The 19,440-nt window shown below is 39.0% G+C and carries 16 protein-coding genes; 5 read left to right on the top strand and 11 right to left on the bottom strand.

The window, feature by feature from the left end; translation table 11 throughout:
- Positions 1-22: 22 nt before the first annotated feature.
- The 4 genes from PseudUWO310_RS15395 to lhgO form a co-directional block, all read right to left on the bottom strand.
- Positions 23-2,965: a glycosyltransferase gene (locus PseudUWO310_RS15395; protein WP_142602796.1), complete on the bottom strand. Its 2,943-nt coding sequence runs from the start codon at positions 2,963-2,965 to the stop codon at positions 23-25.
- A gap of 74 nt (positions 2,966-3,039) precedes the next feature.
- Positions 3,040-4,020 (bottom strand): GHMP kinase, encoded by a 981-nt coding sequence (locus PseudUWO310_RS15390; protein WP_142602771.1) that lies wholly within the window; start codon positions 4,018-4,020, stop codon positions 3,040-3,042.
- A 224-nt stretch (positions 4,021-4,244) separates the two neighbouring features.
- The gene (locus PseudUWO310_RS15385) at positions 4,245-5,177 is read right to left on the bottom strand and encodes an NAD-dependent epimerase/dehydratase family protein (protein WP_142602769.1); all 933 of its coding nucleotides are present in this window, start codon (positions 5,175-5,177) and stop codon (positions 4,245-4,247) included.
- 109 nt (positions 5,178-5,286) lie between these two features.
- A complete protein-coding gene (gene lhgO / locus PseudUWO310_RS15380) occupies positions 5,287-6,492 on the bottom strand; it encodes an L-2-hydroxyglutarate oxidase (protein ID WP_142602767.1) in 1,206 nt (401 codons plus the stop codon).
- A gap of 663 nt (positions 6,493-7,155) precedes the next feature.
- On the opposite strand from lhgO, the gene PseudUWO310_RS15375 reads away from it, so the two are divergent.
- From PseudUWO310_RS15375 to PseudUWO310_RS15355, 5 genes are all read left to right on the top strand, one after another.
- On the top strand, positions 7,156-8,307 hold the full coding sequence (locus tag PseudUWO310_RS15375; RefSeq protein WP_142602765.1) for a DegT/DnrJ/EryC1/StrS family aminotransferase: 1,152 nt from the start codon (positions 7,156-7,158) through the stop codon (positions 8,305-8,307).
- A gap of 213 nt (positions 8,308-8,520) precedes the next feature.
- Positions 8,521-9,522, top strand: a complete 1,002-nt coding sequence (locus PseudUWO310_RS15370; protein WP_142602762.1) for a radical SAM/SPASM domain-containing protein — start codon at positions 8,521-8,523, stop codon at positions 9,520-9,522.
- Positions 9,523-9,531: 9 nt separating this feature from the next.
- Positions 9,532-10,281 carry a class I SAM-dependent methyltransferase gene (locus tag PseudUWO310_RS15365; RefSeq protein WP_142602760.1) on the top strand — a complete coding sequence of 250 codons (750 nt, stop codon included), beginning with the start codon at positions 9,532-9,534 and terminating at the stop codon, positions 10,279-10,281.
- 17 nt (positions 10,282-10,298) lie between these two features.
- The gene (locus PseudUWO310_RS15360) at positions 10,299-11,021 is read left to right on the top strand and encodes a WbqC family protein (RefSeq protein ID WP_142602758.1); all 723 of its coding nucleotides are present in this window, start codon (positions 10,299-10,301) and stop codon (positions 11,019-11,021) included.
- Between the two features lie 75 nt (positions 11,022-11,096).
- A complete protein-coding gene (locus PseudUWO310_RS15355; RefSeq protein WP_142602756.1) occupies positions 11,097-12,791 on the top strand; it encodes a hypothetical protein in 1,695 nt (564 codons plus the stop codon).
- 84 nt (positions 12,792-12,875) lie between these two features.
- Here the strand turns inward: PseudUWO310_RS15355 and PseudUWO310_RS15350 are convergent, their stop codons facing one another.
- The 7 genes from PseudUWO310_RS15350 to rfbC all read right to left on the bottom strand — a co-directional run bounded on the left by PseudUWO310_RS15350 (position 12,876) and on the right by rfbC (position 19,432).
- Positions 12,876-13,616, bottom strand: coding sequence for an ABC transporter ATP-binding protein (locus PseudUWO310_RS15350; protein WP_142602754.1), 741 nt, complete (start codon positions 13,614-13,616; stop codon positions 12,876-12,878).
- Positions 13,617-14,423: an ABC transporter permease gene (locus PseudUWO310_RS15345; RefSeq protein WP_142602752.1), complete on the bottom strand. Its 807-nt coding sequence runs from the start codon at positions 14,421-14,423 to the stop codon at positions 13,617-13,619. It lies immediately after the preceding gene.
- 407 nt (positions 14,424-14,830) lie between these two features.
- Entirely contained in the window at positions 14,831-15,562 is a 732-nt protein-coding gene (locus PseudUWO310_RS15340; RefSeq protein ID WP_142602794.1) for a Uma2 family endonuclease, read from the bottom strand.
- A 161-nt stretch (positions 15,563-15,723) separates the two neighbouring features.
- Positions 15,724-16,797: a glucose-1-phosphate thymidylyltransferase gene (locus PseudUWO310_RS15335; protein ID WP_142602792.1), complete on the bottom strand. Its 1,074-nt coding sequence runs from the start codon at positions 16,795-16,797 to the stop codon at positions 15,724-15,726.
- Between the two features lie 177 nt (positions 16,798-16,974).
- Positions 16,975-17,853, bottom strand: a complete 879-nt coding sequence (gene rfbD, locus PseudUWO310_RS15330) for a dTDP-4-dehydrorhamnose reductase (RefSeq protein ID WP_142602750.1) — start codon at positions 17,851-17,853, stop codon at positions 16,975-16,977.
- On the bottom strand, positions 17,850-18,890 hold the full coding sequence (rfbB, locus tag PseudUWO310_RS15325; RefSeq protein WP_142602748.1) for a dTDP-glucose 4,6-dehydratase: 1,041 nt from the start codon (positions 18,888-18,890) through the stop codon (positions 17,850-17,852). Before rfbB ends, rfbD begins: the two co-directional genes overlap by 4 nt.
- Positions 18,887-19,432 (bottom strand): dTDP-4-dehydrorhamnose 3,5-epimerase, encoded by a 546-nt coding sequence (rfbC, locus tag PseudUWO310_RS15320; RefSeq protein ID WP_142602746.1) that lies wholly within the window; start codon positions 19,430-19,432, stop codon positions 18,887-18,889. Before rfbC ends, rfbB begins: the two co-directional genes overlap by 4 nt.
- Positions 19,433-19,440: the final 8 nt, after the last annotated feature.

Here is a 19,440-nt window from a genome sequence, read left to right as displayed (position 1 = left end):
AACCTAATGATTTATAAATTTTCTATGTATCAGTAAACCATAGAAATGAGTGCTGCTCATATCGATTATCATTAAAGATTTGGAAAACTGGTTCAACAGTTGCATTGATTTGGGTTTTGTAAATCTCTTCTATTGACTTGATTGATTGCTTTGCCGAAAAAATCTGAGCGACAGTTGATGTCTTTGATGGCTTTGAAATCAAGTCTAAGGATCGGTATGAACTCAAAAGCTCGTTGATCAGTGGCAAGTACTTTATGATGGCTGATTCGGGGTTATGTTTTTGGATAAAACAACCTAGGTTGTAGGCATACTCAATATCTGTGCTCCAATGCCCGCAAAATGACTTTCGATAACGTAGACAATCATAAAACAATTGCTCAGCTTCACGATGATCCCGATTGACAAATGCATACTCAATCCCAGATAAGGTTCTATGCAAGTACCAAGCACGTAAATCTTCAATCTCAGCTCTAGGATGCTGTGTAGTACGCTCGTCTGGATAATTCAAGAAAAGTCCCAGAGTCTTTGGTATTACCTTAGTCTTTATAAATGGTAATACACGTCCCTTAAATTCGGTATCTCCAGCGGCATTAAAAGATGCATCATAATAGCCAAAGCGATCGTGAATAGAACGACGATAGAGTGCCCCGACCCAAGACAAATAGCAAGTTTCTAAGTAGACAAAATCCTGCTTATAATCTCTCCTGTCATAGAGCATAATGTCACTTACCCATCGCCCTTGGGTATCAACATTTGTTACAAGACTATTTGCCTGTACCCAATCCAGCGTTTTATCTTTGTCTAACTCTGCAGCCAGAATTTCCAAACATTCTGGAACAATAGTTTCGTCTACTCCCAAGAAAGTCAAATATGAGGAGCGAGACAGCGCTATACCTCGGTTCCAAGCACTTTGGATTGTTTCACGATTAGCACTTCGCGCAAAAACTACTGGTATATCCAAGCCTTCCACAGCCTTGACGAAAGCTCCATATTCGTCAGAAGGGGAGCCACTATCAATGAGAATCACTTCAACCACACCAATTTGAATCAAAGTTTGATATTTGATAGTTTGCAAAAATAGTGGCAGTTTCTTTGCAGCATTGTATAGAGATACAATTATTGAAACCTTATAAAAGGATGCCTGTCGGCGATCGTCAATAAATTCATACTCCCATTTTGAGTTGGTTTTATTTTCGGATAACGCTTTATCTAAAATAGACTTAGCCATCTCATTACTTACCGAGGGTTTTCCATACATAGCTTCAGCCACAAGAGCCTCTCTAGCAAAGCCGTTATTGTTGAGCGTAGGGAGAACTTCTGCCAAATCTCCAAAGCGATCGCTCCCCAATAAACGCATTGCTCTTATGTAGTAAGTAGCAGAAACAACATCATTCCCTCGTATTCCCTCTAATCTAGCAATCTCCCTCCAGATACGAACTCGGTCAAATCGACATTCAGTAGAAATCTCCCAGCACAACTTGAGTTTTTGCGTCAACTCATCACTGCTTCCCTCATTCAAAAGAAATACATTTCTGTACTTATCGAATAATGATAGTGATTTCAATCCTTGATCGAGGATCTTGAATTCCTCATATTTATTTTTGCTTAACGTCGAAAGAAGTTTATTTTTTATAAACTTCTTTGGATTTTTAATAAGGGGTTTTATACTCTTAAAAGCTCGTTTCAATATTGGAGATTTTTTCAGATAAGAAATGGTAGAAACACTATTTTCTTTTTTTCTCATCAATAAAGAATACCAACGTTCCATTTTTACTCTTACTGAATCTTCATAACTCGGTTCGCTGGAGTATATTTCAGCGAGTGTGGATTCTATTGATTCTAAAGGAATCCTAGACAAAGACTCTAAAAGTTGATAACGATAATCATCATAATCTTTTAAAACTGAATATATATGTGGAATGCTTGAATAAATGTTATTTACGTCAATTGTAACAAATGGAACATTGGCAAAATTTTCTTTCAAGAACCTAACCACTCCTGCACCAGAGCCAATAGCTGTCGGACATCCAGAGAACAGAGACTCAATCGCAGTTAAGTTCAAAGTGTCATATTTTGATGGTAAAATGGTTAAGGATCTAGTGGAGAATACTTTTTGTTCTAGTTCTTCGTAACTCATAGACGATAGCAATGAGATTTCACTCTTCATTCTGTTACTGATCATTTTATCTAGAAAGAATCTAGAACTAGCATCTCCATCAGCATTAAAGCTGTCTGAACCAATAATATTAGCTTGATTATACGCAGCACGAGGCAGCCACCAAGCAATGTCAATAAAGGTATCTGGTCCTTTACGTTTTTCTGTCCGCCCGACAAAATTCAGGTTGGGCTTGTTTGCAGAAGGCTTAGCACATTGAGGCTTAGGAAGTGATATAACAGATAGGGGATTTAAATAGTGGGATAATAAATCCGATGAATGCTTCCATTCTTCCAGATAGGTTTTGCTAATGCCATAGCGAATATCAACCACACCATATTGAAGTTTTTCTTGTGAAACTAGGGCTTGATTTGTGCTACCTCCATTGAACCAATCCAAACGGAGTGATGTAGATATGTTTCCATGCATTGATAGTACAATTCTTTCAATATCTACATTATGATGTTTGAAAGCAGGTCTAAGCATTGTCCCCATTTGCTCGTAGTCTGGAATATCCACAACATCAAACTTTCTCCCAGACACTGAAGAGGCAATATTGTTAGCTTTTATAAATGCTTCATAGATCCACTGTGGCGGTGTTAAATCCTGAAAACCTAAATAGTCAGAAATGTGATAATTCTCCTGAAAATCAATAGTATGTGCGTTAGCTAATTGACAGTCAGAAGTTTGCTCGGAAATCCTAAAATAATAAAAGTCAATATTGGGATTTTTTGAAATCAAGTTTCTATAGAATGTTTGTCCACCACCAATCTTACTAAATAAGTCAAAATCTACAATCAGAACTTTCATTTGTTTTTGTGGTAATACTAACATTTAATGATTTAATATTTAATGTTTAACAATCAAGAATCAATATTTAGTAATTAAGAAAAAATTATTTGTGAACCTAGAGAATTACTCTTTACTTCTAGCACTTGATAGTTAGCAAATATCTTTTTCAGACTTTCATGTTTTTCTAATGGGGCAAAAAATAGCATAAAACCTCCTGCGCCAGCCCCTAAAAGCTTACCACCCCAAGCGCCAGCATCTCTGCCAATTTGATAGACCCTATCAATCTCAGCATTTGATATACATCCATCGAGACTTCTCTTAGCAAGCCATGCCTGATGTAAAAGCTCACCAAATTCTGAAAGAGATCGATTTGAAGTAAGAATATCCCAACCTTCATCGACCATACATCGCATTGATTTTAGTATTTGTGTATTGCTTGAAACCTTTTGTAATTGCTGCGCGACAACATCAGATGCTTTGCGCCTAATGCCTGTAAATACAATAAATAAGTGTTTTTCAAACTCTGCTAAACGTTCTGGTGATATTGGTAGGCGACTTACTTGGATATCCTCTTCAGTTCTAAACTCAACCAGATTAAATCCTCCTAAGGCCGCCATTACCTGATCTTGACAGCCTACCTTGTCATTAAGCAAGTGACGCTCTATATAAATTGCTTCATAGGCTAAATCAATTGGGCGGATGAATTCACCTTTAAAGCTATGTAGCGCATGTAATAGTGACACAGTGAAAGATGAGGATGATCCTAAGCCCGTAAATGCAGGTAAGTCAGCTACATGGTGTATCTCTATATCTTTTTCAAGACCACAAAATTTTAAACATTCACGATAAACATTGTGTTCAATATCATTGATGTTATTAACTAATTCGACCTTACGGTATGAAATCCGCGTAGAGTAGTCAAACAAATGACTTAAAAACGGACTTACAGTAACATAAGAAAATTTATCAATTGTTGTTGCTAATACAGCTCCTCCATGTTGAAGAAAATATTCAGGATAGTCAGTACCTCCACCAAAAAAACTAATTCGGACAGGAGCGCGAGATATCAGCATAGATTTACTAGCCTGCTTGTTTTTTAAGTCGAGTATATTTATTTCTGATTCAAGGAAATAGATAGAAACCTTAGCAATCCTAAATCATTTGTAGATTTTTGGGTTTGTGGAGGCGCACCCCCTTTGGGTGCGCTTCCACAAAACATTTAGGATTGCTATAATACAAGGAAATCAACTAAGTCTAGTCAAAATTCGAGAGAACCGACAATGATTTCCTTAAACTATTAGACATTAGAATACAAGCTATCACGCAAGATTGTATAGCCTTTAATCAGTTCCTTAATTCCTCGACTTAGAGACCATTCTGTTTTGAATCCTGTACTCAAAATTCGCGCGTTAGAAACAATATAGTCTCTCTTATCAGGATCTTCTCCAATTGGAGCTTCTAAATAGACAAAAGAAGGTAAGTGTTTATTAATCTCGGCGCACAGTTCTAACTTTGATAAATTAGCATCATCTAAACCCACGTTATAGGGCTTACCACGCATTTGTTCAAAATTTTCAATGCCATGCAAAAACACATTAGCTACATCACGAATATGAATATAGTTGCGTTTAAAGTGACCTTCAAAGACTAGTACAGCCCTATCATGGACAGCCCGATAGACAAAATCATTTACGAGTAAGTCAGTCCTCATCCGTGGTGACATCCCAAAAACCGTTGCCAATCTAAAAGTAAGACTATTTTCTCGCTCTAGGACAACTTTTTCGGCTTCTACCTTAGTAACTCCGTAAAGTGAAATTGGTCGTAGTGGGGTTTCTTCTGTACATAACTTTCCAGGCTCACCAATTCCATAGCCACTATTGGTTACTGGCATAAGGATTCTTTGATCTTTGCTAGCTATTTGACAAATCGTTTTTACAGCATCAAGATTGGTGGTCTGAGTCCCGATCGCATCATTTTTACAAAGCGGTGCTCCTACAAGGGCTGCTAGAGGGATAATAATGTCACTATCTTTTAGAAGGTCTTTAATAATTCTTTCATCACGACAATCACCACGAACCACTTGAAATCCGTCGTATTGACAGCAGTCAGCTAGACTGCTTTGGTGGAACATGAAATTGTCTAATACAGTAACTTCGTACCCTTTAGCTAATAGAGTAGGGGTTAGGATCGAGCCTATATAACCCGCTCCTCCAGTGATCAATATTTTCATTTAAATCTCTTTACTTAATTTAAATCTGGACTTGAGTTGCTTTTTAGAAATATTTAGAAATAAAATATTTAGAAATGAAATATTTAGAAATATTATTTAGAAATATTATTTAGAAATATTTAGTCACGTAAGCGGCTATTTCTTCTCCAATTGCTAATGAAGCTGTTGCTGCGGGGCTAGGTGCATTCAGGACATGCAAAGCATTATTACCATATACTAGATTGAAATCTTGAACTAGATCTCCATTGGAGAAAATTGCCTGTGCTCTTACACCTGCGCCACCAACTTCTAAGTCTCCCTCTTGGATTTCAGGAACTAGTTTTTGTAGCGATTGGCAGAATAACTTTTTACTGAACGATCTAAACAATTCTTCTAAACTCATTGACCAGTGCTTTTGTAAAAAACGCCAGAAACCATCGTAGGAGAATATATCATACAGTTCACCCAAATTAATTTGTGATTTCCGATAACCCTCACGAGCTAATGCCAATACTGCATTAGGACCAGCTTCAATCCCACCATGGATTAGACGGGTAAAGTGAACGCCTAAAAAGGGAAACTGTGGATCGGGAACGGGATAAATCAAGTTTTTTACAAGAAATTGGCGATCGGTTTTAATCTTATAGTACTCACCTCGAAATGGAATAATCCTTGTTTCTCGTTTTTCCCCAGCTAATTCACTAATGCGATCGCAGTATAATCCCGCACAATTAATTATAATATCTGCTTCAAACACCCCGTTAAGAGTACTTATAATCCATTTATTATTTAACTGTCTGAGCTTGGTTACTTTCGCTGATGTAACAACATTTCCACCGTTATTCTGCAACTTTGAAGAAATAGTATCAACAACTTTTCTGTAATCAACTATACCTTCTTGTGGCACATGAATTGCGGCAATACCAGCAGCATGAGGCTCAATTTCTCTCAACTGCTCTTGATTTAGTTGCTTCAAACCTAAAAGCCCATTTTGCTGACCTCGCTCAAATAAATTATGAAGCCTTGCTAGCTCTCGATCGTCACAAGCAATTACCAATTTTCCACAAATTTCATGAGGAATTTCATTGTCCTCACAAAATCCAATCATTTGCTGAATGCCCCTCACAGCTAATTTCGCCTTTGACGAGCCTGGCTTGTAATATAGCCCTGCATGAAGTACACCACTGTTGTTACCTGTTTGATGACTCCCAAGTACATCCTCCTTTTCTAACACAGTAACTTTGTTATAGTGTTGAGATTGACATAACTTATATGCAGTAGCTAAGCCAACAATTCCACCACCAATTACAACAATTTCTTTTTGAGACTTGAGCATCAAATATGTCTTTCCTAATGATACTAATTATTTGCATACAGATATTAAAGCATTTGTAGCCTGTAGCTTTCTAAGTTTTTCCAAAATACAGTTTTAATGATATATCATCTACTAGAACTAACGTGAGTTCGGTTTAAGCTAGCAAGTTCTCAAAGCCCGTTTCAAATTATCCTGAACTCACGTTAGATCTACATAATATCTAGGTCTGTTTAACTTAGACATCTAAAGACATAGAAAAATAGGATTATATTTCAGACTATTCTTCTATTCAACACTACCTTTAAATACTATTTTTTATTCCCCAAAGTTCTTAAAAAATTATCATCATTCTCATCAAACAACTACTTATATAGAACCTAAATGATTTTATGTTTGAGAGTAATCGTGATTTCTTCTATGCAAGATATTATGACAGCAATTAAATTTTATCATGAGAATTACTGAACTAATTCTGCTAGTATTTACGATACCATGAAAGGTGTTTAAACTCCTGTTAAACCTGATATATATGGAATAACTTGACCAAATATCAAGTTAGCCATATTTACAACTATGCTTTAGAGTCAACGCTATTCAGTTTCTGTAAGCTACAGTTTGCGTAATTTTTTTTGCGAACCCAATGCAATTTCAGTTAAATTTAATTTTGAATTAATCGCCTAACCTATGTTTCGTAAAGATTATCTACCTTTTGGCAAGCCTAACTTCTCAGAGCAGGAAATAGCAGCTATCTCTGAAGTATTAAATTCTGGATGGATCGGTATGGGGGCACAAACCAACGCTTTTGAAGAAGAGTTAGCTGAGTGTTTAGCAGCGAACCATGTAGTTACAGTTAGCTCTTGCACTGCGGCTTTATTTTTGTCTCTGTTGGTACTGGGGGTTCAGGCTGGAGACGAGGTAATCTGTCCTAGTTTAACTTGGTGTAGTACAGCTAATGTAGCGCTGTATTTAGGAGCTACTCCAGTATTTTGTGATGTAGATCCAGAAACCTACTGTGTAACCCCAGAATCGATCCAACAAAAATTAACGCCCAAAACAAAGGCTGTAATAGTTGTACATCTGGGGGGACTAGCGCAAGACATGGAAAAAATCCATGCCATCATACCAGAGGGAGTATCCGTTGTTGAAGATGCAGCTCATGCCCTTGGATCCAATTACCCCAATGGAAAACCTGTCGGTTCATCTGGAAACTTAACTTGTTTTAGTTTTTATGCAAACAAAAATCTTTCGACTGGTGAAGGTGGAGCGATCGCTTTATTTGATGAGGAACTTACAGATCGACTAAAATCTCTTCGGCAACATGGGATGCCTATTAATGCTTGGAAAAGGTTTACACATCCTAAGGTAATGATCCAAGCCGAATTGACTGAACTAGGCTATAAAATGAACTATACTGACCTCCAAGCTTGTATTGGTCGAGTCCAACTAAAAAGACAATCTGAATTTGCCCAAACACGTTTGGAGATTGCCCAGTATTATTACGAACATCTTAAAATTTCCCATCCCCAATTAATATTTCAGCAGCATGTTCTTAACCCCTTTCATGCAAGACACTTATTCCTCATTCAATTACCAAGCTTTCTTTCACGGGACAATATCTTATTAGAATTAAGAGAGCGAAATATTGGAGCTAGTATCCATTATCCACCCCTTCATAAAATGCCCCTATATGCGAAAACCAACAAGGATTCACTACCTTTTACAGAAACTATCTGTTCTCATATCCTGACCCTACCGATTAGCGCTAAAATGAATATAGCTGACGCATCTTATGTGGTTGAGCAACTTCAGGATTTATTAAGTAAAGGAGAGGTCTAAAGTACAGATAAGTCATCTTGATAAACTACTATATACAAAAGTTATTTTAAGTACTGAGTGAGTCATCCCAATATCAGAACAAATAGGTTATGTTTACAACAGTATTTCGGGTCTACGCAACTATAAAGAACAATAGTTCAACAGTATTAATACTTGATTAATGCTTGAAATCTACTAGAAAACCAAACCAGCAAAAATTGATAGTGATAAGCAATGACAAATTCCACTTCTACTCTATCTATTCATCAACCTCAATATGGTTTTTATGATCGTTTGAGCGCAAATTTTCCTTCTCAGTTACTTGTCGATGCAACAGAAGTTTGTAATCTCGCTTGCATCCATTGCCCTCACCCCGATTTCAAGAAATCTCATCATTATGATGGTCGATCTTTAACGCTTGACCTAAATGCCAAACTTGTGGATGAGGTGCGAGAACATGGTCAAAATGTTACTCAATACATTCGTTATGCTAGTAATGGAGAACCGCTAACCCATCCAGATATCTATGAAATGCTTGATTATGCTAAGCAAAATTCAGGTGTCATGGTGACGTTAACCACCAATGGAACTTTAATGACGGAAAGACGGATTGAAAGATTGTTAGAAATTGGAGTTGATGTCATTGATATTAGTATTGATGCCTTTAGCCCTGAGACATACTCCCAAATACGGGTTAACGGCAACCTGAATATTACCCGTAGTAACGTTATCAAGCTAATAGAACTCTCTAATCAAGCAAACGCTTCAACAAAAGTTGTAGTCTCCTACGTTGAGCAACCTTTAAATAGCCATGAAACTCAAGATTTTCATCAATTTTGGCAAGATCGAGGAGCAGATTATGTTGTGATTCGTAGACTTCATTCTTGTTCTGGAGCTAAAACCGAATTAGCAAATGTCCGAACAGCAGAAAATGATAAAGAATTACGCAGACCTTGCCTATATCCTTGGGAAAGAATTGTTCTCAATGCAAGAGGAGATTTATCCTTTTGCCCTTCTGATTGGGTTCATGGCTCCTATATAGCTGACTACCGTACTACCAGCATTTATGAAACTTGGCAAGGAGAGTTCTATCAGAAGCTTCGGGCTGCCCATTTAAGTAATAATTATTCTCAGCACTCTTTCTGCGGTCAATGTCCTGATTGGAAGAGCACGCGATGGCCCCATGAAGGTCGTAGTTATGCTGATATGATTGAGGAATTTAAAGATTTAGAATAGTAATTAATAATGACTAACATCACAACTCTAATCACAACTCCAATCATCACTCAAATCGAGCAAGTAGTAGCTAACATCCCTGGATGGTCTCCTATCGATCAACTATACACACTTTTTAATTTGGTATATTTAACAGCTGGTTTAGAGGGGGATATTGTTGAAATTGGCTCTTGGTGTGGACGATCTAGTTCGGTTTTAGGAATGGCAGCTAAGTTGATTGGGAATACCAAAGTTTTTTGTATCGATCTCTTCCCCAATAAAAGTGATTGGCATGAGAATGAGGATGGGAGCTATTCATTCAAAGTAAACTTGGCAAATAAATCCTACGGAGCTTATCAAGAGCAAACCGTCTGGAAAGCTCCCTTTGAAAAAGATATTGCCCCTCTATACGAAAAACACAGTAGTATTTTAGATTACTTTAATGAAACTATTGCCCAATGCCATTTGGAAGATACTGTCAAAACTTATCGAGGAGATTCAACAGATTTTCTTGAATCCATTCGTCATGAATATCAAGATTTTAAATGTAAACTAATCTTTATTGATGGAGATCATAGTTATCAGGCAGTTTGTAAAGATATTGAAAACACAGAAAAATTTTTAGTTGAAGGTGGATGGATATGTTTTGATGATGCTTTTTCTTACTATGATGGTGTTGATCAAGCAATTGTTGATTTAGTCATAAATAACCCAAATTACGAATTAGGTCAACAAATGACTAGAAAATTTTTTGTGGCTCGCAAGAAAATAATTAGCTAAATAAAAGGTCTTTTGATGTGAAGGTAGGAATAATACAGTCTAACTATATTCCTTGGCGAGGATATTTTGATTTTATTGACAGCGTAGATCTATTTATTGTTTTTGATGATATTCAATATCCAATGGGGAGAAGTTGGCGAAATCGAAATCAATTAAAAACTGACTCTGGACTTCATTGGTTGACTGTTCCTGTCCAGTCAAAGCCCTATCAACTTGATATCGATCAGGTATTAATTAGTTCTCCGAATCAATCATGGCAAACCAAACATCGTATTTTAATTGAAAGATCGCTTAAAGCAGCAGATTTTTTTCATGATGTTGTTTGTTTGTGGGAAAGTGCAATATCAGTAGATGATATTAAATTAAGTGACTTAAATGTACGGTTGATCAAATCTATTTGCTCCTATCTCAATATTACAACTCCAATCGTGATGGCGCGTGATTATTCTGCCACAGCAAATAAAACAGAGAGAATACTCCAATTACTTAAAAAAGTTAATGCAACATCATATTTGTCAGGTCAAATTGCAAAGGATTATTTAGATGAGAATTTATTTCGCGAAAATGGAATAGGTTTAGAATATAAGGCTTATGATTATCTTCCATATCCGCAACTTTGGGGTGATTTCATCGGTAATGTTTCGATCCTAGATTTAATTGCAAATGCAGGAAAAGAAGCAAAACTTTTTTTGACCAGCCAGAGTCCGAATATTATTGCTGTCAAAGCTACCACAACTTAAATATTACATCAAGACAATAACATTAAGACAACTAGTTGTTTTGTTAACCTTACTTATAATTTCTGTTGGATTATTATGTTAAATACCATTATTAATCATATTGGAATCTCGGCTAATAAAATTTTATCAAAACTGAATCTTAAGGTCATTAGATATTCTTCATTTATATTTTTAGAGAATGAAATTAAAAACTTAAACGATCAAATATTGGCTTTCCAGAATCTTGTGAGATCTTCTCAGTGGCTTGATACCAAAGAAAACCTTGATTACAATCGACAACAGCTAGAAAGCTTTGGTTTAAACAGCTCTTTATCTCCAAAATCTTTACAAATTCTCTACAACAATGCGTTAAGAACATCATTTTTGATTTTATCAAACCATTCTCTACTTGAAATGGAGCTATCAACTCAAGCTGAGATTATTCAAAAAATATTTATTACTTTAATTACATTACAACACCGTCAAGCCGAATTAATCGCCGCTCTTCTTGCTACGCATTTCTATAGAATTCTCAATCATCAAGATGTACAGCCTGAAATGGCATTTAAAATCTATGAAGCTTTGTATGGACTTTATTGGTGTAGCGCAACATGTCTTGAAGACATGAAACTATTTGATATGGTTGGTGTTCGCCCCTTTTCCCAATATATTAGGAAAAATATTACCTCTCCTCTTATCCAATCAAATTACCGAAAGCCACAGATCGATATACCTTTAAATATTGCTTATATATGCCATTACGCTCATTTCGATCGCGGTAATGCCATTGCCCCCATAATCATGTCTTTAACTAAGGGGCATTCTCACTTACCTGAGCGAAAGATTTTTATTTATTGCGTGCAGTGGATTTCGGGTGAATTTATTAAATCTTTTGAGAATACAGGTATTACGATCCGATCCTTACCGCAACAAGATAATTATCCATCCTTGGATCTGATTATCAATCAACTTAAAGACGATCAAATTGATGTCTTAATTACCGATGTTTCCTCTAGTATTGCGACCTATCTCTTTTTACATCGTGCTGCACCTTTGCAGTTCTGGTTAGAATTAGGCTATCCCTATTGGAGTATTCCTGAGTTGGATTGGGTGTTTTTATGTGCTAAAGATTATCAACATGGTTTTGGAGTTCCGCAGGATAAATGTAGTTATTTAATGCCAATGCAGGAAGAAATTACATTAACAAAAGGATGTTCCCAAACAGCTCTTGATGAAGCTCGAAATTTATTCCCAGAAAATAGTTTTCTTTTTGCTGTTTTTACTAGACTAATTAAAATCACTCCATCCTATCTAGATATCGCTCGTAATCTTTTAGAAGCAGTCCCTAATGCTCATTTATTAATTGTGGGAACTGGAGATCCTACACTAATTTACGAGTTTTTAAATGATAAGAACTTACAGGGAAGAGTAACTTTCCTTCACTACAATGTTGATTTAAATATCTATGGAAGAGTCATTGATGTTTTTCTAGATACATTCCCTTTCATTGGTGGTAATGCCTGTCGTGAGGTCGCTATTCATGGGAAGCCAATTGTGGCCCTTTATGCGGATGATTTTGGTAGGTTACTACTTGATGAAAGAGATCCAGATCTGCTAGCTAAAGATCCTGATGAATATTTAGCTAGGGCAATCAAGTTAGCTAACGATTCAAGCTTTTATCAAGAGAAATCGCACAAAGCCATAGAATTAGCTCGACGTTCAACAGATGTAATGCAAGCTGTCACGCAAATTGATGATGTGATCAAAAAATTAATCAGCCAATCCACTTAGCTTTTATACCAAGTTATACCAAACCCCAAAGATGGCGGCGCTTCGCGCCGACATCTTTGGGGTTTTGATACGTTACTATCCAATTTAAGTAACGCGTTGAATATAAGAGTTGGCTACTTTTTCTGATTCTCCGATTAGCTCTATTCTGCCTTTATTTAGCCAAATTGTTTTGTCACAAGACTGCTTAATAAATTCCATTGAATGAGAAACGACTATTATGGTAACGTGAGAATCCCAAAATCTATCCATACGTTTTTGACATTTATTCCTAAAACTCTCGTCTCCTACGGACAAAACTTCATCTAGGATCAAAATATCTGGTTTTACATCTGTAGCGATCGCAAAGCCTAAGCGAGCCACCATCCCCGAAGATAATCCCTTAACAGGCACATACCGATAATCTTCTAGCTCGGCAAAGTCAAGAATCGAATCGCTTCGTTCCTTCATTTCTGCTCTAGAAAAGCCTAGCAACACCCCGTACAACAAAATATTGTCGATAACCGAAATTTCCGCGTCAAAACCTGCGCCCAACTCAATCAAAGGGGCAATCTTTCCTCGGACTCGCACCTTACCAGTGGTGGGTTGTAATATTCCTGAAATCACCTTTAAAAGTGTGGATTTACCAGCACCATTGCTACCAACGATGCCAATCTTCTCGCCCTTTTCCACCACCAAGTCAATTTTATCCAACACTAGCTTCTTCGCTGGTTGGCGATATTTTCCCTCAAAAAAAGATAAAACCGTTTTCTTTAAGTCATAGGAAAATTCCTCTTGAGTCCTACGCCACAGAGATATTTGCTCTAATCTAATTGCTTCTTCAGTCATCTATAGTAAATCCATAAACTGCGATCGCGATTGGTGAAAATATGCCCAGCCCAAAATCGCGAAAATCGTACCACTCAACAAAGCACTAGCAATCATCATAAAGTCTGGCAAATTTCCAGAAAGAGTAATTTGCCGTAGGCTCTCGATAATAGGGGATAGCGGATTAATACTTAAAAAAGGCTTGACCGAATTGGGTACGATCGCAGCTGGATAAAATACAGGGCTGCTAATCCAGAGCATGAATACCACAAGCTCATAAAAATAAGGTAAATCCCGAAAGAAAACATAGAGGGAGCTGACAAAAAAACCGATCCCCACACAAAACATGACCAAAGCAATAAAAGGCAAAAGTATCGCAAATACATTAACTAAGCTATGAGACTTTATCAGCGCGACGATCGCTAGTAAGGGATAAGTCCCCATCACAAACTGAAATATATTAGCAGTAATCATGGAAACGGGAAAAACGCTTACAGGTAGCCGAATTTTGTTAAGTAATGCGCCATTTCCAACCACACTACTTAAGGCTTGGGAGGTGGAGGCTGAGAAAAAGTTAATGACAATCAAGCCTGTCAAAGCTGCCAAAACATAGTTGAGGAGAGAGTTGTCATAGTACTTAGCAAAGGTTGCCCCAAAAATAGCAGTATACAAGCCAGTCATGATCAAAGGATTTAGCAATGACCAATATATTCCTAAAAACGACCCTCGGTAACGTACCTTAAGGTTACGGCTCACTAGAACCTGCAATAGCTCTAGGTAATGCTGAACATCGGCACTGATGTATTTACTGCTTAATGACAGACTCATCAGGAGTCAAAACCTCGTATAGAAGAGCTTTAGTTTGAGTGTAGAGAATATATTAGATGATTTATGGCATCAAACCTAAACTCGTTAAGTAGCTAGGCATAATTAATTACAGATCCAAACCTTTAAAGTTGCGCCTAGCAGGGGCGCAACTTTAAAGGTTTCCGTAATTTATTTTGCAAAAGTACTTATATAGCTATAAACCCAGAAGAGTGTTGCGGCGCAAAGCGCCGCAACACTCTTCTGGGTTTTGTTTTTGTCCTAACATAACTGGCTACTGCTATATCCCTGTAAAAAAATCATCTTGGCAACACTTTGTTTAAATCCCAAGTGGCTGGGCATAATTAAAGCCCAGAATCAAGAGCTGTAGCGCAGGCTGCACGTACGCTACAGCTCTTGATTTTTTCAAGTTATAAATTATCAGGATCTATACCTTGCGATCGCAGGTAAGCAGCCAATTTATCAGCTCGTTGGCTAGCTGCCTCAGCTTTCTCGGCTAGGGTGGGCAGCCAACTAGTTTGGTTATACCACCGCAGCCAAAGCCCTTCGGTTCCTTGATAAACCCCTTGCCAGAGTCCCAATCCCATCCCTAAACTTTCAATCCAGAAGCGTCGATCGGTTAATGAGATTGCCTTATATCCGTTAACTGAAATCTCAAAGGCACGCAGATTATTTTCGTAGCGATCGTAGATCACATAGTAAGGAACGCGCAAAATCCGCTCGTAGACCTCCCACTTAGTCGGTGGCTGGTTGACCTCTCTCAGCCTTTGTCCTAGGTCATCTTCTTCAGTTCCTGGAGATAGCAACTCCACAACCAAAAAAGGCGTTACGCCCTCTTGCCAGATTAAGTAACTCAGCCGCAATTCCTGCTGTTGAATAGCTCTCGGTACGCCCAAAACCATATACCAATCAGGACGCTTGTACCATTGAGTATGTCTGGGGTCGTAATAGAGATTGAGATCGCTTGCGAGCAGGATCTCTTCTGGCGAATAGCCAACGGGTTGGCAGGTCTCACTGAGTAAATCCGCCTGTATGCAATGAAATTCGTCAGGCAAACCAGACTCTCCCACCAACTCACTTGGCAAATCGTACATCGTTGGCATTGTCTCTAGGGGCGATCGCGGATGAATTGGCTGATACATAGCGTGACTAGCCTTGAGTAACATTGTCAAAATACAATTTTACCAAATTTTTTCGGTCTGTAATATAGCCGTCGCCGCTTGTATGTAAGGCAAAATCAAAACCCAAGAAGAGAATAGCGGCGCAGAGCGCCGCTATTCTCTTCTTGGGTTCACTGCCATAATTACATAATCTCTAGCTGGGAGTCATCCCCAACCAGAAAACGTAGGGCTTGAGGACGCTTGGGAGAGACCTGCATCAATACCCGTTGACCAATGACACTATCGACGATGCGTTGATGAATTTCTGTAATTGTGGTGTCGTTGAGAATCACACTATGTTCGATATCTGTATCAACAATAGTGACGCGATCGCTGATGCTGGTATAGGGACCAATGTAAGCATGTTCAAGATGACAATCATTACCGATGATTACAGGCCCACGGATTTTACAGTTAATAATTTGAGAGCCTTGACCTATCTGAACCCTTCCGCTGATATTACTAGCGGAATCGACTTCACCGAGATTTTGGGATTTAAGCCGCGTATCCAGCAAAATTTGATTAGCAACCAGAATATCGTCTTTTTTACCAGTATCGAGCCACCACCCCTCAAGTTCGGAGGCTTCAACCTTTTGATTAGTATCAATTAACTTTTGGATAGCATCGGTGATTTCCAGCTCACCTCTAAAAGATGGAGATATTTGGGCGATGGCATCATGAATTATTGGTTTAAAAAAATACACCCCAACTAGCGCCAGATTAGATTCAGGGTTTTTGGGCTTTTCAACCAGTCTTAGCACTTTGCCTGTTGCATCTACAGTCACGACCCCAAAGGCACTGGGGTCTGGTACTTGGCGCAATAAAATTAGAGCATCTAATTGCTTTTGTGCAAAATCATTCAAGAAGGTATCCAGTTGGGATTCAATCAGGTTATCACCGAGAAACATGATGAAGGAATCATCGCCTAAGTAGGGCTGTGCGGTTTTAACGGCATGGGCTAGCCCTGCGGGTTTATCTTGGAGAATATAGGTAATATTTGCACCAAAGCGATCGCCGTTACCCGTTTTGTTTCTAACTTCATCCCCCGTTTCAGGGCTAATCACGATGCCGATATCGGTAATGCCTGCGGCGACAATACTTTCGATGCAGTACCAAAGAATTGGCTTGTTGGCGACGGGTACTAGTTGTTTTGCCCCTGTGTAGGTGAGTGGTCGCAGTCTTGTTCCTTTGCCACCAGAGAGAATTAAGGCTTTCATATCTTTCATATTTTTATGTTTTCCAGATATCTAAAAATTAGCAACGCGAAGTGAAGCTCATGTTTATTAAGTAGCTGGGCAATTAAATATAAAACCCCAAAAGCTGTAGCGCACGCTGCGCGTGCGCTACAGCTTTTGATTCTGGGTTTTAATTATGCCCAGCCACTTGCATGTTTATTAAAGGTATGATTTTTCAGCTAAATAGGCTGTAAGTGCGTCTTGCCAAGAGCGCATTTTAAAAGCTGCACTCGGATTTAGGCGATCGCTAACGAGAGCAGAATTCATCGGTCGCTTAGCTTTAGTGGGAAATGCAGATGTCGGAATTGACTCAATCGGATGACTGATATTAGCTAGACGCAGGATTTCGGTAGCAAACTCATGCCAAGAGCAAATACCTGCATTCGCCCCATGCATAACTCCCGTAGTACCAGCCTGTAATAATGAGTCTAAGAGTCTGGCTACGTCGTAGGTATAGGTGGGAGACATCACCATGTCATTAACCACCTTAAGGGGCTCGCCTGCTTTGGCTTTTTTAATGATCGTTTCCACAAAGTTGCCCCCTTTACCGCTCGCGCCTGCTTTACCAAATACGCTAGATATGCGCAAAATTAGCGATCGCAGGGTCGTTTGTTTGACTAGATATTCACCCGTGAGCTTAGATGTCCCATAAACATTAATCGGATCGGGAAGATCGAACTCGGAGTAAGGAACTTGGCGATCGCCACGAAATATATAATCAGTGCTGATATATACACACAAAGCGTCCATATCGCGGCTTGTTCTTGCCACATTCAATGCACCGATCGCATTGACGTTAAAAGCTCTTGCGACCTCCTGTTCGCAGTCATCGACCCGTACATAGGCGGCGCTATTGATGACAACATCAAATTTTTGCCCGCTCAAAACTCGATCGACAGCATTGGCATCACAAATATCAATATCGGCGCGAGTTAATGCGGTGAGTTGATAGCGATCGCCTTGGGCAAAATGACTAGCGATATCCGATCCTAACTGACCATTTGCACCGATCAGAGCCACTTTTAGAGGATTACTCATCGGGCATACCACTGGTTGTAATGTTCTTGAAATACTTTCTTATCCTTGACCGCTTGCCACCAATCTGAGTTCTGCTTATACCAAGCGACGGTTTGAGCCATGCCCCGTTGAAAATCCCATTGACGTTGCCAGCCTAGAGCCTCCGTCGCACTAGGATCGACGGAGTAGCGATAGTCATGTCCTGGACGATCGCTCACCGATTGCATTAAGGATTCAGGGCGATCAAGCAACCCTAAAATAGTCTTGGCAACTTCAAGCCCATTCACCTCCATTCTTGCTCCCAAGTTATAGGCTTTACCGCTGTTACCTTTGTGTAAAACTATGTCAATACCTGAGCAATGATCTTCAACGTAGAGATAATCACGGACGGCAGAACCATCGCCATAGATGGGCAGGGCTTTGGACTCTAGCGCGTTGGTGATGAAGAGCGGAATAATTTTTTCAGGATATTGGTATAGTCCATAGGTATTGGAGCCTCTTGTGATTACCACATCTAAACCGTAGCTAATGCCATAGGAAAAGACCAGATGCTCTGCGCTAGCTTTGGATGCGGCATAGGGGCTGCGAGGCGATAGAACGTCAGTTTCTAATGAATGGCGATCGCTGCCCACAAGATCACCATAAACCTCATCGGTCGAAACATGGAGAAAGCGTTTGATTTGATGTTTTCGCGCCGCTTCCAAGAGTAATAAAGTGCCTTCGATATTGGTGCGAATAAAGGGAAGCGGATCGCGCAAGCTGCGATCGACATGGCTTTCGGCGGCAAAGTTGAGGATAGCATCCACACCATTAACGGCTTTTTCCACATCGTCAGGATGAGCAATATCGCCTTGAATGAAGGTAAGGCGATCGCGAACATCCTTGAGATTATCTAAATTACCCGCATAGGTAAGCTTATCTAAAACCACGATCTCCCATGTCGGATGATTGACAAGGGCATAATGCACGTAGTTCGAGCCAATAAATCCTGCCCCACCTGTGACGAGTACTCTTGAGAATTTTTCTGGCGATGCTGCTGGAGATAATCCTAGATTCATACAAATAACTCTGCTTCTTTCAATGATTTGCCAACGGCATCCTTATCAGACAAAATCGGGGATTCGTCAAGTTGCCATGCGATCGCAAGGTCGGGATCGTTCCATAACAAGCAACGTTCTTCTTGAGGATCATAGTAATCTGTAGCCTTATAGGCTATTTCTGCAAAATCAGACAGGACTAGAAATCCATGGGCAAATCCTGCGGGAATCCAGAGCTGTTGGTAGTTTTGGGCACTTAGAATATTACTTACCCATTTACCAAAGGTGGGCGAACTGCGACGCAAATCTACGGCAACATCTTGAATTACACCGACCAAGGCTCTCACTAACTTACCTTGAGGCTTGCCAATTTGATAGTGCAATCCTCTCAATACATTTCTTTGCGATCGCGAATGGTTATCCTGCACAAACCTCGGATTTAGCCCTGTCATTTTTGCAAAAGATACCTGATTATAGGACTCATAGAAAAATCCTCTTGCGTCGTGGAAAACTTGAGGTGCGATCAGTAAAACATCGGGAATTGCTGTAGTTTCAACTTTCATGCAAACAT

The sequence above is a fragment of the Pseudanabaena sp. UWO310 genome, from assembly GCF_006861605.1.
Taxonomy (GTDB): Bacteria; Cyanobacteriota; Cyanobacteriia; order Pseudanabaenales; family Pseudanabaenaceae; genus Pseudanabaena.
The sequence above is the reverse complement of the archived record's forward strand: the minus strand, read 5'-3'. Positions and strand labels throughout refer to the sequence as shown.

What these genes read in the sequence shown, in the direction of transcription:
- rfbB (WP_142602748.1), bottom strand. Translation starts at nt 18,890, where the DNA reads ATGAATCTAGGATTATCTCCAGCAGCATCGCCAGAAAAATTCTCAAGA.
- PseudUWO310_RS15355 (WP_142602756.1), top strand. Translation starts at nt 11,097, where the DNA reads ATGTTAAATACCATTATTAATCATATTGGAATCTCGGCTAATAAAATT.
- PseudUWO310_RS15365 (WP_142602760.1), top strand. Translation starts at nt 9,532, where the DNA reads ATGACTAACATCACAACTCTAATCACAACTCCAATCATCACTCAAATC.
- PseudUWO310_RS15390 (WP_142602771.1), bottom strand. Translation starts at nt 4,020, where the DNA reads ATGCTGATATCTCGCGCTCCTGTCCGAATTAGTTTTTTTGGTGGAGGT.
- rfbD (WP_142602750.1), bottom strand. Translation starts at nt 17,853, where the DNA reads ATGAGTAATCCTCTAAAAGTGGCTCTGATCGGTGCAAATGGTCAGTTA.
- PseudUWO310_RS15395 (WP_142602796.1), bottom strand. Translation starts at nt 2,965, where the DNA reads ATGAAAGTTCTGATTGTAGATTTTGACTTATTTAGTAAGATTGGTGGT.
- rfbC (WP_142602746.1), bottom strand. Translation starts at nt 19,432, where the DNA reads ATGAAAGTTGAAACTACAGCAATTCCCGATGTTTTACTGATCGCACCT.
- PseudUWO310_RS15385 (WP_142602769.1), bottom strand. Translation starts at nt 5,177, where the DNA reads ATGAAAATATTGATCACTGGAGGAGCGGGTTATATAGGCTCGATCCTA.
- PseudUWO310_RS15370 (WP_142602762.1), top strand. Translation starts at nt 8,521, where the DNA reads ATGACAAATTCCACTTCTACTCTATCTATTCATCAACCTCAATATGGT.
- PseudUWO310_RS15350 (WP_142602754.1), bottom strand. Translation starts at nt 13,616, where the DNA reads ATGACTGAAGAAGCAATTAGATTAGAGCAAATATCTCTGTGGCGTAGG.
- PseudUWO310_RS15345 (WP_142602752.1), bottom strand. Translation starts at nt 14,423, where the DNA reads ATGAGTCTGTCATTAAGCAGTAAATACATCAGTGCCGATGTTCAGCAT.
- PseudUWO310_RS15340 (WP_142602794.1), bottom strand. Translation starts at nt 15,562, where the DNA reads ATGTATCAGCCAATTCATCCGCGATCGCCCCTAGAGACAATGCCAACG.
- PseudUWO310_RS15335 (WP_142602792.1), bottom strand. Translation starts at nt 16,797, where the DNA reads ATGAAAGCCTTAATTCTCTCTGGTGGCAAAGGAACAAGACTGCGACCA.
- PseudUWO310_RS15375 (WP_142602765.1), top strand. Translation starts at nt 7,156, where the DNA reads ATGTTTCGTAAAGATTATCTACCTTTTGGCAAGCCTAACTTCTCAGAG.
- lhgO (WP_142602767.1), bottom strand. Translation starts at nt 6,492, where the DNA reads ATGCTCAAGTCTCAAAAAGAAATTGTTGTAATTGGTGGTGGAATTGTT.